Annotated in this window: 16 protein-coding genes; 6 read left to right on the top strand and 10 right to left on the bottom strand. The window is 66.4% G+C overall.

All coding sequences use genetic code 11. From position 1 onward, the window contains the following. The first annotated feature begins 1 nt into the window (after position 1). A complete protein-coding gene (locus LXE91_RS13475; protein ID WP_135370768.1) occupies positions 2-283 on the top strand; it encodes a hypothetical protein in 282 nt (93 codons plus the stop codon). 64 nt (positions 284-347) lie between these two features. Here the strand turns inward: LXE91_RS13475 and LXE91_RS13470 are convergent, their stop codons facing one another. The 5 genes from LXE91_RS13470 to LXE91_RS13450 all read right to left on the bottom strand — a co-directional run bounded on the left by LXE91_RS13470 (position 348) and on the right by LXE91_RS13450 (position 5420). Next, complete coding sequence (locus LXE91_RS13470; RefSeq protein ID WP_006484201.1) at positions 348-1274, bottom strand: CysB family HTH-type transcriptional regulator; 927 nt, start codon at positions 1272-1274, stop codon at positions 348-350. A 75-nt stretch (positions 1275-1349) separates the two neighbouring features. Beyond that, positions 1350-2411, bottom strand: a complete 1062-nt coding sequence (locus LXE91_RS13465) for a sulfate/molybdate ABC transporter ATP-binding protein (RefSeq protein WP_039358749.1) — start codon at positions 2409-2411, stop codon at positions 1350-1352. A gap of 13 nt (positions 2412-2424) precedes the next feature. Then, on the bottom strand, positions 2425-3369 hold the full coding sequence (gene cysW, locus LXE91_RS13460; RefSeq protein ID WP_039358752.1) for a sulfate ABC transporter permease subunit CysW: 945 nt from the start codon (positions 3367-3369) through the stop codon (positions 2425-2427). Beyond that, positions 3366-4259: a sulfate ABC transporter permease subunit CysT gene (gene cysT / locus LXE91_RS13455; protein ID WP_039358755.1), complete on the bottom strand. Its 894-nt coding sequence runs from the start codon at positions 4257-4259 to the stop codon at positions 3366-3368. The genes cysW and cysT overlap by 4 nt, the downstream gene beginning before the upstream one ends. A 123-nt stretch (positions 4260-4382) precedes the next feature. Then, complete coding sequence (locus tag LXE91_RS13450; protein ID WP_039358757.1) at positions 4383-5420, bottom strand: sulfate ABC transporter substrate-binding protein; 1038 nt, start codon at positions 5418-5420, stop codon at positions 4383-4385. 264 nt (positions 5421-5684) lie between these two features. Here LXE91_RS13450 and lexA point away from each other — a divergent pair, with 264 nt between their 5' ends. Genes lexA through LXE91_RS13435 form a run of 3 tightly spaced genes read left to right on the top strand, consistent with a single transcriptional unit; the run spans position 5685 to position 7434 of the window. Then, positions 5685-6332, top strand: a complete 648-nt coding sequence (gene lexA / locus LXE91_RS13445; RefSeq protein WP_009689103.1) for a transcriptional repressor LexA — start codon at positions 5685-5687, stop codon at positions 6330-6332. 26 nt (positions 6333-6358) lie between these two features. Next, positions 6359-6694, top strand: a complete 336-nt coding sequence (locus tag LXE91_RS13440) for a hypothetical protein (RefSeq protein WP_006476078.1) — start codon at positions 6359-6361, stop codon at positions 6692-6694. Between the two features lie 29 nt (positions 6695-6723). Beyond that, positions 6724-7434 (top strand): DUF2939 domain-containing protein, encoded by a 711-nt coding sequence (locus tag LXE91_RS13435; protein WP_039358763.1) that lies wholly within the window; start codon positions 6724-6726, stop codon positions 7432-7434. A 97-nt stretch (positions 7435-7531) separates the two neighbouring features. On the opposite strand, the gene LXE91_RS13430 is transcribed toward LXE91_RS13435, so the two are convergent. Then, positions 7532-8029, bottom strand: a complete 498-nt coding sequence (locus LXE91_RS13430) for a universal stress protein (protein ID WP_039358765.1) — start codon at positions 8027-8029, stop codon at positions 7532-7534. A gap of 336 nt (positions 8030-8365) precedes the next feature. Here LXE91_RS13430 and nodI point away from each other — a divergent pair, with 336 nt between their 5' ends. Together nodI and LXE91_RS13420 are read left to right on the top strand one after the other, a co-directional pair. Further along, positions 8366-9280, top strand: coding sequence for a nodulation factor ABC transporter ATP-binding protein NodI (gene nodI / locus LXE91_RS13425; protein ID WP_039358767.1), 915 nt, complete (start codon positions 8366-8368; stop codon positions 9278-9280). A 6-nt stretch (positions 9281-9286) separates the two neighbouring features. Next, positions 9287-10120: an ABC transporter permease gene (locus LXE91_RS13420; protein ID WP_039358769.1), complete on the top strand. Its 834-nt coding sequence runs from the start codon at positions 9287-9289 to the stop codon at positions 10118-10120. A 36-nt stretch (positions 10121-10156) separates the two neighbouring features. On the opposite strand, the gene LXE91_RS13415 is transcribed toward LXE91_RS13420, so the two are convergent. The 4 genes from LXE91_RS13415 to LXE91_RS13400 all read right to left on the bottom strand — a co-directional run bounded on the left by LXE91_RS13415 (position 10157) and on the right by LXE91_RS13400 (position 13881). Beyond that, the gene (locus tag LXE91_RS13415) at positions 10157-10579 is read right to left on the bottom strand and encodes a hypothetical protein (RefSeq protein ID WP_039358772.1); all 423 of its coding nucleotides are present in this window, start codon (positions 10577-10579) and stop codon (positions 10157-10159) included. 101 nt (positions 10580-10680) lie between these two features. Beyond that, complete coding sequence (locus tag LXE91_RS13410; protein WP_039358774.1) at positions 10681-11739, bottom strand: permease; 1059 nt, start codon at positions 11737-11739, stop codon at positions 10681-10683. Then, positions 11736-12863, bottom strand: coding sequence for a tRNA 2-selenouridine(34) synthase MnmH (gene mnmH, locus LXE91_RS13405; RefSeq protein ID WP_039358777.1), 1128 nt, complete (start codon positions 12861-12863; stop codon positions 11736-11738). Before mnmH ends, LXE91_RS13410 begins: the two co-directional genes overlap by 4 nt. Positions 12864-12927: 64 nt before the next feature. Next, the gene (locus LXE91_RS13400) at positions 12928-13881 is read right to left on the bottom strand and encodes a LysR family transcriptional regulator (RefSeq protein ID WP_039358780.1); all 954 of its coding nucleotides are present in this window, start codon (positions 13879-13881) and stop codon (positions 12928-12930) included. Positions 13882-13992 lie beyond the last annotated feature (111 nt).

Here is a 13992-nt window from a genome sequence, read left to right as displayed (position 1 = left end):
CGTGCTGAGCGATATGTCTCCGAGCGTGTCGGGACCGGCAATCCGCATTGAATCACATTTGCCGGCCAATGGATCGCTCGATATGGCAGATGGCCTGAACCGAAACGAGGCGTATACGTGCCCGCTCTCGTTCATTGTTCATGTCGTTGTGCTGGCAAGCGAATACGGGTCGTTCGCCACGTGCGGCGAAGAATCGGAGGGGGAAACCGCGATGGCGGCCGGTGATTCGGTGAGTCGAACCACCCAGGCAGCGGCAGGTCGCCTGCCGCTGCCCAATACATGAGAATCCGCGCCGGTACGTCGCGCCATCCGCCGCGATGGCGCGGATGGCGCACGACGCACTGTCGTCAAACGGCTTCGCGCAACAGCCCCGCGATTTCCGCTTCGTTCAGGTGCGGCGCGAACATCTCGATCAGCCGGTACGCATACGCGCGCAGGAACGCACCCTTGCGCAGCCCGACCCGCGTCGTGCTCGCCTCGAACAGATGCTGCGTATCGAGCGCGACGAGCCCCGTGTCGCGCTGCGGATCGTAGGCCATCGCCGCGACGACGCCGATCCCCATCCCGAGTTCGACATACGTCTTGATCACGTCCGCGTCGATCGCCGTCAGCACGACGTCGGGCACGGCGCCCGCCTGCGTGAACGCCTGGTCGATGTGCGAGCGGCCGGTGAAATCCTGGTCGTACGTGATGATCGGGTACTCGGCGATTTCCTCGAGCGTCAGGTTCTCGCGGCCGACGAGCGGGTGGCCCTTCGGCACGACGACCGTGTGGTGCCACGAATAGCACGGGAACGTGACGATGTCCGGATAGCGGTCGAGCGCCTCGGTCGAGATGCCGAGATCGGCCTCGCCGTTCAGGATCATCTGCGCGATCTGCTGCGGGCTGCCCTGGCGCAGCGCGAGATGCACCTTCGGGAACACGTCGGTGAACTGGCGGATCACCTTCGGCAGCGCGTAGCGCGCCTGCGTGTGCGTCGTCGCGACGACGAGGTGGCCGCTGTCCTGGTCGGCGAACTGGCGCGCGACGCGGCGCAGGTTCTCGGCGTCGAGCAGCATCCGCTCGATCAGCTGGTGCACGGCCTTGCCGGGCTCCGTGAGCCCCGTCAGCCGCTTGCCGCGCCGGATGAAGATGTCGACGCCCAATTCATCCTCGAGATCCTTGATCTGCTTCGACACGCCCGACTGCGACGTGTACAGCACGTTCGCGACTTCGGTCAGGTTCATGTTCTGGCGCACCGCTTCGCGCACGAACCGCAATTGCTGAAAATTCATGGGTATGCCTCTTAGGCTGTCGTTGTTTGATTATCGAATCGGAGCACTTTCCGCCCCCTGCCCTGCATTCTGGCGTCAACGCGCGGGAAACACCCGCACGGCGCGCGGCACGGCGGTCGCCCCATCGCCGACCTGCAGCGACAGCGCACGCCACGCATCGCGATCGAGTTCCGCCTCGAGCGCGCCGCCTGCACGCGCCTCGAGCTCCACGCGCACCGAGCCGCCGAGCGGGATCACGCGGCGCACGTCCACCGCGATGCCGTCGCGGTGCCCTTCTTCGCCGACCGGCCACAGCTGCAGGTCGTGCGGCCGCACATAGGCGTTCGCAGGGCCTGCGAAATCGGCGTCGACCTCGATCGGCGCGGCCGCCCCCTCGGCGACGAAGCCGCGCCCGGCGACCGTGCCCGGCAGCCGGTTGGCCGCACCGAGGAACTCGTAGACGAACGCGCTCTGCGGATGATCGTAGACGTCCTGCGGGCTGCCGACCTGCTCGACGTGGCCGCGGTTCAGCACGACGATGCGATCGGCCACTTCGAGCGCCTCTTCCTGGTCGTGCGTGACGAAGATCGTCGAGATGTGCAGGTCGTCGTGCAGGCGACGCAGCCAGCCGCGCAGCTCCTTGCGGACCTTCGCGTCGAGCGCGCCGAACGGCTCGTCGAGCAGCAGTACCTTCGGCTCGACCGCGAGCGCGCGGGCGAGCGCGATGCGCTGGCGCTGCCCGCCCGACAGCTCGGACGGGTAGCGCTGCGCGAGCCAGTCGAGCTGCACGAGCTTCAGCAATTCGTGCACCTTCTCGCGGATCGCGGCTTCCGACGGCCGCTCGCGGCGCGGCTTCACGCGCAGCCCGAACGCGACGTTCTCGAACACCGTCATATGGCGGAACAGCGCGTAGTGCTGGAACACGAAACCGACCTGGCGGTCGCGTGCGCCGACCGATGCGACGTCGAGCCCCTGCAGCACGACCTGGCCGGCGTCCGCGTGCTCGAGGCCCGCGATCACGCGCAGCAGCGTGGTCTTGCCGCAGCCTGACGGCCCGAGCAGCGCGACCAGCTCGCCGGGCGGAAAGTCGAGCGATACGTTGTCGAGCGCCGTGAAATCGCCGAAGCGCTTCTGAAGGTTACGGACGGTGATACCCATTCTGGTTGCCTCTTTACGATTTCGACGAAACGGCGCCGGCGGGGCCGGCATGTGCGGGAACGGCGTCGTGCACGTCGGCCAGTTCGGCCGCAAGATGACGCTCGGCGATCAGCTTCAGCGCGAGCGTGACGAGCGCGAGCAGCGCCAGCACCGACGCCACCGCGAACGCCGCCGCGAAGTTGTATTCGTTGTACAGGATCTCCACGTGCAGCGGCATCGTGTCGGTCACGCCGCGGATGTGGCCGGACACGACCGACACCGCGCCGAACTCGCCCATCGCGCGCGCATTGCAGAGGATCACGCCGTACAGCAGGCCCCACCTCACGTTCGGCAGCGTCACGCGGCGGAAGATCTGCCAGCCCGACGCGCCGAGTACGCGCGCGGCTTCTTCCTCGTCGGTGCCTTGCGCCTGCATCAGCGGAATCAGCTCGCGCGCGACGAACGGAAAAGTGACGAAGATCGTCGCGAGCACGATGCCCGGCACCGCGAAGATGATCTGCACGTCGTGATCCTGCAGCCACGGCCCGAACCAGCCCTGCGCGCCGAACAGCAGCACGTACACGAGGCCCGATATCACCGGCGACACCGAGAACGGCAGGTCGATCAGCGTCGTCAGCAGCGCCTTGCCGCGGAATTCGAACTTCGCGATCGCCCACGATGCGCACACGCCGAACACGAGATTCAGCGGCACCGCGATCACGGCGACGGTCAGTGTCAGCTTGATCGCCGACCACGCGTCGGGATCGGCCAGCGATTCGAAATAGAAGCCAACGCCCTTGCGCAGCGCCTCGACGAACACCGCGGCGAGCGGCACGACGAGGAAAAACGCGAGGAACGCCAGCGCGATGCCCGTGAGCAGCCAGCGCACGACGCGCGACTCGCTGACGGGGTCGAGCCGCTTCGCGGCACGCGCGGCCGGCGACGGGGTTTTCAGCACGACGGTGGCCTCCTGGCTCATTGCTGGCCTCCTGCTGCGACAGCAGTGCCGGTGGCGGGCGCCGGACCGCTCGCGCCCTTGCTCGTACGACGCTGCAGATACCATTGCAGCGTGTTGATCAGCAGCAGCATCAGGAACGACACGACCAGCATCACGACCGCCAGCGCGGTCGCGCCCGCGTAGTCGTATTGCTCGAGCTTGGTGATGATCAGCAGCGACGTGATCTCGGATTTCATCGGCACGTTGCCGGCGATGAAGATCACCGAGCCGTATTCGCCGAGCGCGCGCGCGAACGCGAGCGCGAAACCGGTGAGCAGCGCCGGCAGCACGGCCGGCAGCACGACGCGGCGGAACGTCAGCCAGCGCGACGCGCCGAGGCACGCGGCAGCCTCTTCCTGCTCGCGCTCGAAATCCTCAAGCACCGGCTGCACCGTGCGCACGACGAACGGCAGCCCGATGAAGGTCAGCGCGACCAGCACACCGGCCGGCGTGAACGCGATCTTGATGCCGAGCGGCGCGAGATACTGGCCGACCCAGCCGTTGGTCGCGTAAACGGCCGCGAGCGAAATGCCGGCGACCGACGTCGGAAGTGCAAACGGCAGGTCGACGACCGCATCGACGAGGCGCTTGAACGGGAACGTGTAGCGCACCAGAACCCATGCGACGAGAAAGCCGAACACGGCGTTGATCAGCGCGCCGCCGAGCGCGGCCGAGAACGTCAGCCGATACGACGCGAGCACGCGCGGCGACGTGACGGCGGTGACGAACTGGTCCCACGACAGCGTCGCGGTCTTCAGGAACGTGGCGGCGAGCGGGATCAGCACCACGAGGCTCAAATAGGCCACCGTGATGCCGAGTGTTACGCCGAAACCGGGCAGCGCGCTCGGCTTGCGAAAGGTGTACGTCGTCATCGGATGCTCTTGCTGGGTCGATGCTGCTCACGGGTCCGACGCAAACGCCGGCGCAGTGAATCGCGCCGGCGAGCCGTCGGGGACGCGGCGCGCTGTCGTGGCGCACCGCTTGTCGTTATGGCGTTACTGCGGCTTGTAGATCGAATCGAACACGCCGCCATCCGCGAAATGCGTCTTCTGCGCATTCGTCCAGCCGCCGAAGGTATCGTCGACCGTGTACAGCTTCAGCTTCGGGAACTGCTTCGTCAGTTCCGCCGGCACGTTCTTCGAACGCGGACGGTAGTAGTTGCGTGCCGCGATCTCCTGGCCCTGCGGGCTGTACAGGAAGTTCAGGTACGCCTCGGCCAGCTTGCGCGTGCCCTTCTTGTCGACCACCTTGTCGACCACCGCGACGGGCGGCTCGGCCAGGATGCTCACCGACGGCACGACGATCTCGAACTTGTCGGTGCCGAATTCCTTGACCGACAGGAATGCCTCGTTTTCCCATGCGATCAGCACGTCGCCGATCCCGCGCTGCACGAAGCTCGTGGTCGCGCCGCGCGCGCCCGAATCGAGCACGCCTGCATTCTTGTAGAGCTTCGTGACGAATTCCTTCGCCGTCTGCTCGTTGCCGCCCGGCTTGTGCAGCGCGTACGCCCACGCGGCCAGGTAGTTCCAGCGCGCGCCGCCCGACGTCTTCGGGTTCGGCGTGACGATCGAGATGCCCGGCTTGGTCAGGTCGTCCCAGTCCTTGATCCCCTTCGGATTGCCCTTGCGCACCAGGAACACGATCGTCGACGTGTACGGCGACGCGTTGTCGGGCAGGCGCTTCTGCCAGTCCTTGTTGACGAGCCCCTTGTTCGCGAGCGCATCGATGTCGTACGCGAGCGCCAGCGTGACGACGTCGGCCTGCAGGCCGTCGAGCACCGAGCGCGCCTGCGCGCCCGAACCGCCGTGCGACTGCTTGAAGTTGACGGTCTCGCCCGTCTTCGCCTTCCACTCCTTGCCGAACGCCTGGTTGAAGTCCTGATACAACTCGCGCGTCGGGTCGTACGACACGTTCAGGAAGGTCGTATCGGCCTGTGCGTGCGTCGCGACGCCCAGCGCCGCCGCCGCGCCCAGCGCGAGTGTTGCGATCAGGCGGCCCACTCCGCCCACCAGCCCCGTGTTGCGCTTGCCCATCCTTGGTTCTCCAGTGTTGTCGGTATTGCGATGTCGGGCCAGTCTAACGAACGGGTTACATGATTAAAAATAATCGTTCCTTATTTTTTAATACTCAAAAGTGCTAACGCAGACGGAATGGACGGTTGCGGCAGATAAACCGGCGTCCGGACGTCGCCAAATCGCGCCGGAACCGGCGCGATCGCGTCGAACCTCACGTAACACTTGAAATTCGCGGACTACTGTATAAAAATACAGCTCACTGTCTATCCATACAGTTGAGCCATGACCAAACTCACCGCCCGTCAGCAGCAAGTGTTCGACTTGATCCGTCGCGCGATCGAGCGCTCCGGATTCCCCCCCACCCGTGCCGAGATCGCGGCCGAACTGGGCTTCAGCTCGCCGAATGCCGCCGAGGAGCACCTGCGCGCGCTGGCGCGCAAGGGTGTCATCGAGCTGGCCGCCGGCGCGTCGCGCGGCATCCGCCTGCTCGGCATCGACGATGCCCCGCACCAGTTCACGCTGCCGCACGCCGGCCTGATGCAGTTGTCGCTGCCGCTCGTCGGCCGCGTCGCGGCCGGTAGCCCGATCCTGGCGCAGGAGCACATCTCGCAGCATTACGCGTGCGATCCCGCGCTGTTCTCCAGCAAGCCCGACTACCTGCTGAAAGTGCGCGGCCTGTCGATGCGCGACGCCGGCATCCTCGACGGCGACCTCCTCGCCGTGCAGAAGCGCACGGAAGCGAAGGACGGCCAGATCATCGTCGCGCGTCTCGGCGACGACGTCACGGTCAAGCGCCTGATGCGCCGGCCTGGCGGTCTCGAGCTGATCGCGGAGAACCCCGATTACGAAAACATCTTCGTCAAGGCCGGCAGCGCGGAATTCGCGCTGGAAGGCATCGCCGTCGGGCTGATCCGCTCGGGCGAACTCTGACATTCCGTCTCGATCAGGAGAACAACATGGAACGCCTTGCCCGTCTGCTGCCTTTCCGTCAATTCGGCCGCCTGCGTCACCTGCGCGGCCGCACGCCCTGCGCACCGCTGTCCGCGGCGGCGCCAGTGCAAGAAGAAGTCGCAGTCGAACGGCAGGCGTCCCTGCTGCCGTCGGCGCTACCCGCTTTCGCGCGGGTATCGCTGAACGCCGGCCTGAATCACGCCGAACCTGCACGTCGCGCGCCGGTGCGCGTCTATCACGGCCGGTCGCGCCTGATCATGGTCGGCACGATCGACGCCGTGTGCCGGATGATCGATCGCTGCATCGCAGAGGAACGATCGGCCACGCCAGGCGGTCTCTGATTGCGGAACATCCCCGCACCGGAGGCAACGTGACCGGATCCTCGGGCCGCACGTGGCGGCTCAAACCCCTGCTGATCGTCGTGCTGGCCGTCGCCATCATTGTGGCGATCGGCTATGCCTACGCGTCGCCGTACGTCGCGCTCGGTCGCCTGAAATCGGCAATCGATGCGCGCGACGCGCAGGCCATCAGTGAATATGTCGATTTCCCGTCACTCCGCATCAGCCTGAAGCAGCAGGTCACGGAGGAATTGATGCGCCGGATCGACGCGGTGAAGAAGAACAATCCGTTCGCGGTGATCGGTGCGCTGATCGGATCTGCACTGATCGGCCCGCTGGTCGATGCATACGCGACACCGGAAGGCGTAGCCGCGCTGATGAGCGGATTGCCGCCGCGTGGCAATCCAGGCGAGCGTCCACCTGAATGGTCGAATCTGCCGCCGGGCGGCAATGCACCGGCAGCACCGGCGGCCAATCCGGCTCCTCCGGCAAGCGCAGCCGCTCCGGGTAACAACGCGGCCGCTACAGCCCCGTCATCGCCACCACCCGCCGTTGCCGCACCGACCAGCCCGGCCGATGCAGCGCATGCGCCGCACCAGCAGCAAACCAGCGCCGGCTACCGGAACATCGATGAATTCGTGGTGACTTACCAGCGCAGTGCCGACGGCACGCGCTATGCGGCGATATTCCACCGCTCCGGCCTGTTCTCGTGGAAGTTGTCCGCGATCGACCTGCACGCTTGACCGGTCCTGGGTGGCCGCGGCCAGCGCCCACCCCACGGACGTGGCACGACGCCCGGCCGGCGCGATTCGCCGGTCAGGCAGTCGTCGAATCATTGGATCATTTGCCGTTCGCCGTGGCCGCTTCACGCTCCCGTGCGATTTCTTCCTTCTGCTCCTGCGCCGACGAACACGCCACCAGAATGCTGCAGTTCACGCGATCGAGCAGTTGCGTGTTGCCCGACCCCATCCACCATCTGGACAACCCGCTACGGCACCGATGGCCGACGACGACGAGGTCGGCCTTCAGCTCCGTCGCGAGATTCGCGATTTCGTCGATCGGATAGCCGAACGCGAAATGGCCTTCGGCCTGCACGCCGCGCTCGCGCAGCCAGTTCACCCCTTCCTGCAGGATTTCACGCGCGGTTTCCTCGAACCGGCCGCACGCGACGTCGGTCAGCAAACCCGCGCTCTGCGCAATGCTCGAGCGCATGTCGACTACTGACAGCAAATGCGTCTCGGCCTTCAGGTCCATCGCGAGATTGGCGCCGCAACGCAGTGCCTTGCGTCCTTCGAGCGTGCCGTCGTAACACAGCAAAATCTTGTTGTAGCTAGCCATGAAACCTCCCTATCGCAACAACGAGCCTACGCATTCATCATGGTGCGCCGCAATTCAGGACGCAAGGGATGGAAAACGCTGATTCGCCCCGCTCGGCTCGTGCGCGATGATGCAGTGCACGATCGGTGCGCACATGCATCGCACCGTGCAGGCATGCCCTGAAGAGACGCAGTCGATGCACTAGAATGGCCCGTTCGTACTCCAGCGGGTCATCAAGCGCCGGCGTCGTGCGCTTCGGTCATGCCCGTCTGACACGCAATCGTCCGGCCGGTTCGTCAACCGGCACGCATCCGGCAGCGGAACGCTTCCGCGCCCGCCTACAACGACAACATGCCCATGTCCGTTGCACCGATCGATTTCCGGAACGTCGAAAAGCGCTATGGCGACAAGCTCGTCGTCAACGGCCTGTCCTTCACCGTCCAGGCCGGCGAATGCTACGGCCTGCTCGGGCCGAACGGCGCCGGCAAGACCACCACGCTGAAAATGCTGCTCGGCCTCACGCATCCCGATGCGGGCACCATTTCGCTTTGCGGCGAACCGGTTCCATCGCGTGCGCGGCACGCGCGCCAGCGCGTCGGGGTTGTCCCGCAGTTCGACAATCTCGACCCCGACTTCACCGTGCGCGAGAACCTGCTCGTCTTCAGCCGCTACTTCGGCATGACCGCTCAGGCCGCGCACGCGCTCGTGAAGCCGCTGCTCGAATTCGCGAAGCTCGAGAACAAGGCCGATGCAAAGGTCGGCGAGCTGTCGGGCGGCATGAAGCGCCGCCTCACGCTCGCCCGCGCGCTCGTCAACGATCCCGATGTGCTGGTGCTCGACGAGCCGACGACGGGCCTCGACCCGCAGGCGCGTCATCTCATGTGGGAGCGGCTGCGCTCGCTGCTCGCGCGCGGCAAGACGATCCTGATCACCACGCATTTCATGGAAGAAGCCGAGCGCCTGTGCGACCGCCTGTGCGTGATCGAGGAAGGCCGCAAGATCGCCGAAGGCGCGCCGCACGCGCTGATCGAATCGGAAATCGGCTGCGACGTGATCGAGATCTACGGGCCCGATCCGGCCACGCTGCGTGACGAGCTGTCGGCGTTCGCGAAGCACACCGAGATCAGCGGCGAGACGCTGTTCTGCTACGTGAGCGATCCGGAACCGCTGAGCGCGCGACTCAAGGGTCGCGCGGGGTTGCGCTATCTGCATCGCCCGGCCAATCTTGAAGATGTGTTCCTGCGGCTCACGGGCCGCGAAATGCAGGACTGATCGATCATGGACGTCCGCAACTATTCCACCGCCGCACCGTCGGCACCCCCGCGCGTGTCGCGCTTCGCGATCGCCATGCCCGCGAACGCGACCAACTGGATCGCCGTCTGGCGGCGCAACTACCTCGTCTGGCGCAAGCTCGCGCTCGCGTCGATGTTCGGCAATCTTGCCGATCCGATGATCTATCTGTTCGGGCTGGGGTTCGGGCTCGGGCTGATGCTCGGCCATGTCGACGGCGTGTCGTATATCGCGTTCCTCGCGGCCGGCACGGTCGGGTCGAGCGTGATGATGTCCGCGAGCTTCGAGTCGATGTATTCAGGCTTCTCGCGAATGCACGTGCAACGAACGTGGGAGGCGATCATGCATACGCCGCTCGCGCTCGGCGACATCGTGCTCGGGGAAATTGTCTGGGGAGCCAGCAAGGCGATGCTGTCGGGGGCCGCGATCATGCTCGTCGCGGGGGCGCTCGGCTATGCGCAGTTTCCGTCGATGCTCGCCGCGCTGCCCGTGATCGCGCTCGCGGGCCTCGCGTTTGCCAGCATCGCGATGATCGTCACGGCGCTCGCGCCGTCCTACGATTTCTTCATGTTTTATCAGACGCTCGTGCTGACGCCGATGCTGCTGCTGTCGGGCGTGTTCTTCCCGACCACGCAGTTGCCGCCGATCGCGCGGCATGCGGCGCAGGCGCTGCCGCTCGCGAATGCCGTCGAGCTGATCCGGCCCGCGATGCTCGGCCGGCCGGCGACCGACGTCGCACTGCATGTCGCGGTACTCGCCGGTTACGCGGTCGGCGGCTTCCTGCTGTCCGCGTGGCTGTTCCGGCGGCGGATGATGCGCTGACGGCCGGCGCACGTGCGCCGGCTTCCTGCGACGACGTTATTCGTCGTCGTCGCTCCACGGGATCTCGACGTCGGTCAGGAACGCGACGGTCGCGAGCGGGCCACCTTCCTGGCGGCCGAGCTTGCCGTCCGCGCGATGCCATTCGACGCGGAACTGCGTGCCCGGATCGTCGGCAACCAGATAGACCGAGCGCAGCTCTTCCTTGTCGGCTTCGGCCACCGGGCCGTCGAACGACACCAGCAGCTTCTGCGGCCACAGCCCGTTGACCGGATCGTAAATGCGGTCGCCCTGCGGAATGTCGATGCTGGCGTCGACGCCGATCGTTGCGGAGGCCTCGATGATCATCGTGCCGAGTGCGTGCAGCACGGCAGTCGCCCGCGCGGAATTGGCCTGGCGGATCGCGAGATCGCCGCGCGTCAGCGCCTTTTCGAGTCGAGGATGGATCTTCGGTTGGGTCATGCGTTTTCCTGTTTGCTTCTTGTAAATGGCGCCGCACGCGTGAAACGGCGGCGCCGGATGAATATGACGATTGCGCCCGTCGAGCGCGCCGCTCGCTCGCGTCAGAACCCGAGCGCGACCGCGAGCAGGCCGCTCGCGATCCCGAATACGACGACGAGGATCGCGACGATGGCCAGCATGTAAGGCTTGAACGAACGCGCGAGCATCGCGAGCGACGGCACGCTGATCGGCGGCAGCGTCATCAGCAGCGCGGCGGCCGGGCCGACGCCCATGCCGAGCGACAGCATCGCCTGGATGATCGGCACCTCGCCGGCCGTCGGGATCACGAACAGCATGCCCGCAACCGCGAATGCAATGATCCAGCCGAGATGATTGCCGATGTCCGGGCCGATATGCGGGAACAGCCACGCGCGCGCGGCGCCGAGCAGCAGCACGAGCACGATGTATTCGGGCACGAGCCGCACGGCCATGCGCGCAAGCAGCTTCATCCAGCGAACGAACGGGTTGCCGGCCGCAGCCTGCTCGGCTGCCAGCGCGGCGAGCTGTGCATCGTCGATGCTGCGGTCTTCCGGACGTGCAATGCGGTTCAACAGATAGCCGATCCCGAACACCATCGCGATGCCGAGCACGAGGCGTAGCGCACTCCAGTGCCAGCCGAGCACGAAGCCCATGAAGACCAGCGCCGCCGGGTTCAGCACCGTGTTGCCGAGCCAGAACGCGACCGCGCCGCCCGGTGATGCATGGCGCGCACGCAACCCCGCGACGACCGGCGCCGCACAGCACGTGCACATCATGCCGGGCAGCGACAGCAAGCCGCCCGCGGCGACACTGCCGAAGCCGGTGCGGCCGAGCACGCGCGCAACCCAGTGTGCGGGCAGCAGCGCCTGCACCGCCGAACCGAGCAGCAGGCCCAGCACCATCGCCTGCCAGATCGCCTTGCCGTATGCCCACGCGTAGTCGAGCGCTGCCTTCAGCGACGGCTCGGGCGCGGACGCCGACGTGCCCATCAGGATCGACTGGCCGATCGAATGATGCTCGGCTGCCACGAACGCCTTGTTGTAGTACGGGAACCATTTCACATAGAACAGGCCCGCGACCGCGATCAGCAGGAAGGTCATCCAGCCGAGGGCCGGACTGGGTTGGGTGCGTGTGGTTGTCATCGTGTGGTCGTCGATTGGTCTTGGTCGGTTTCGGATGTCGCACCCGCGGCAAGCGCGGCCGATGCGGGCAACCCGGCTTGCGCGAGTTCGGCCAGCAGCGCACGCGCCTGGTCGCGCCCATCGGCGGCATTGGGCCGGAATTTGAACGTCAGCGCCAGGTTCGGCTTGTTGTACGTCGCGCGATAGGTGCGCGCATAGGCGGGATCGTAATGCTTGTCGATCAGTTCGGTGAACAGTTCGGCCCGTGCGTCCGCATCGATCAGCGCCTTCCAGTGCGTCACCTGTTCACGGCTATGCAGGCCGATCAGCCGATGGAGCTGCGCCTTGAACGCATCCGGTTCGTCGAACAGGTGTGCGTAATCGTCGAGAAGGAATGCGATGCGCTCGTCGTGCGCCGCGTCGACATGCACCCACGGCCCCGCGTGAAACGCTTCGATCAACGCAATCGGCAACTGCACGAGCCCGATCCGGCGGCTTTCCGACTCGACGAACACCGGCCATTCGGGGTCGAAACGACCGAGCGTTTCGACGAGCCCCGAATCGAACCCCTTCTGCGCCGGCTGCGGCTTGCCCGGCAGCGCGCCGAGCAGCGAGCCGCGATGGCATGCGAGCGCCTCGAGATCGAGCGTCTGCGCGCCAACGTCGCGCAGCGCGTTCAGCAGGCGCGTCTTGCCGCAGCCCGTATGGCCGACGAGCGCGATGTAGCGAAAGCGCGTCGGCAGCGAGTCGAGCGTCGCACACACCGACTGGCGGTACGCCTTGTAGCCGCCGTCGAGCTGGCGCGCCTTCCAGCCGATCAGGTTGAACCAGGTCGTCATCGAACCCGAGCGCTTGCCGCCGCGCCAGCAGTAGATCAGCGGCCGCCAGTTGCGCGGCCGGTCGGCGAATGTCGTGTCGAGATGGCGCGCGATGTTGCGCGCGACCATTGCCGCGCCGACGCGCGTCGCCTCGTACGGCGAGACCTGGCGGTACATCGTACCGACGAGCACGCGCTCCTCGTTGCTGAGCACGGGCGCGTTGAGCGCGCCGGGGATATGATCCTCGGCGAACTCGAGCGGCGTGCGCACGTCGATGATCTCGTCGAACTCGCCAGCGCGATCGAGGGTGACAATCAGGTTCTTCAATTTGGCGTCGAACAGGGGCGATACGGCTCGAAGAGCCGCATGGGCGCGGAAGGCGGATTGACGATTATCTCACGGGCCGGCGTCTCGGGCCGCGCGCGGCAGTCGGCGGCGCCGACGCGGCTTGCATCGCGTCGATCAGATGGTCGCGGAACGCGCGAACCGACGCGGGCAGATCGCGCCCCGCCATCGTCTGCACCTGGATGCTGCGCTCGCGCAGCTGCGGGTTCGTCACGGGCACGACGACGAAGCCGTCCGCGGCGCATCGGTCGCGCACCGACAGCAGCCCCGTGAACATCACCGCGCCCGTGCGCCGCGCATAGCCGTACATCGCCGCCGTGTTGTTGCTCGTCAGTTCGGGCTCGAGCAGCAGCCCGTCGAGCGCGCACGCGATGTCGATCAGCTGGCGCACCGTCGTGCCGGCCTCGGGCAGCACGTGCGGGTGACGCGCGACATCGGCGAGCGACACGGCTTCCCGCGTCGCGAGCGGATGGTCGTGCCGCACCAGCGCGAAAATCGGCGCGCGCTCGGTATGGTCGACGCGCACGCCCTTCTCCGGCGCGAGGCTGAAGCTCAATGCGATGTCCACATCGCCGTCGCGCACGCGCCGCGTCGCGTCCGCCGGCGACACCACCCAGACGGAGAAATCGACACCCGGATGGCGCGCCTTGAAGCTGGCGAGCGTGCCGGGCAGGAAGTCGATCGCGAACCCTTCCGAGCACGCGATCTTCAGCAGGCTGCCGTGCAGCGCATCGAGCCCGCCGATGTCCTTCATCACGTGCTCGGCCTCCAGCAGGCTGCGCTGCGCGAACGCCAGCAGCCGCTCGCCCGCCTCCGACAACGCCATCCCGCGCGGCCGGCGCTCGAACAGCGGTGCGCCAAGCTCGCTCTCCAGTTTCGCGATCTGGCGGCTGATCGCCGATACGGCCACGTGCAGCCGCGCGGACGCGTCGCTGATCGAGCCGGTGCGCGCCACTTCGACGAAATATCGCAACGCGAGGCCATGCAGGAAAGCCGCCATCGTTCTGTCTCCGCCCGGCTGCCTGCCGTGCCGCTTTGCCTTTTCGGCAAAGAAAGGTTCGAAATTCGATCATTGTGACAAAAAAAACGGCTTCCTAGAATCGATCGCACT

The sequence above is a fragment of the Burkholderia contaminans genome (assembly GCF_029633825.1).
In the GTDB taxonomy this organism is placed as follows: Bacteria; Pseudomonadota; Gammaproteobacteria; order Burkholderiales; family Burkholderiaceae; genus Burkholderia; species Burkholderia contaminans.
Note: the sequence above shows the minus strand (reverse complement) of the source record. Positions and strands in the feature narration are given on the sequence as shown.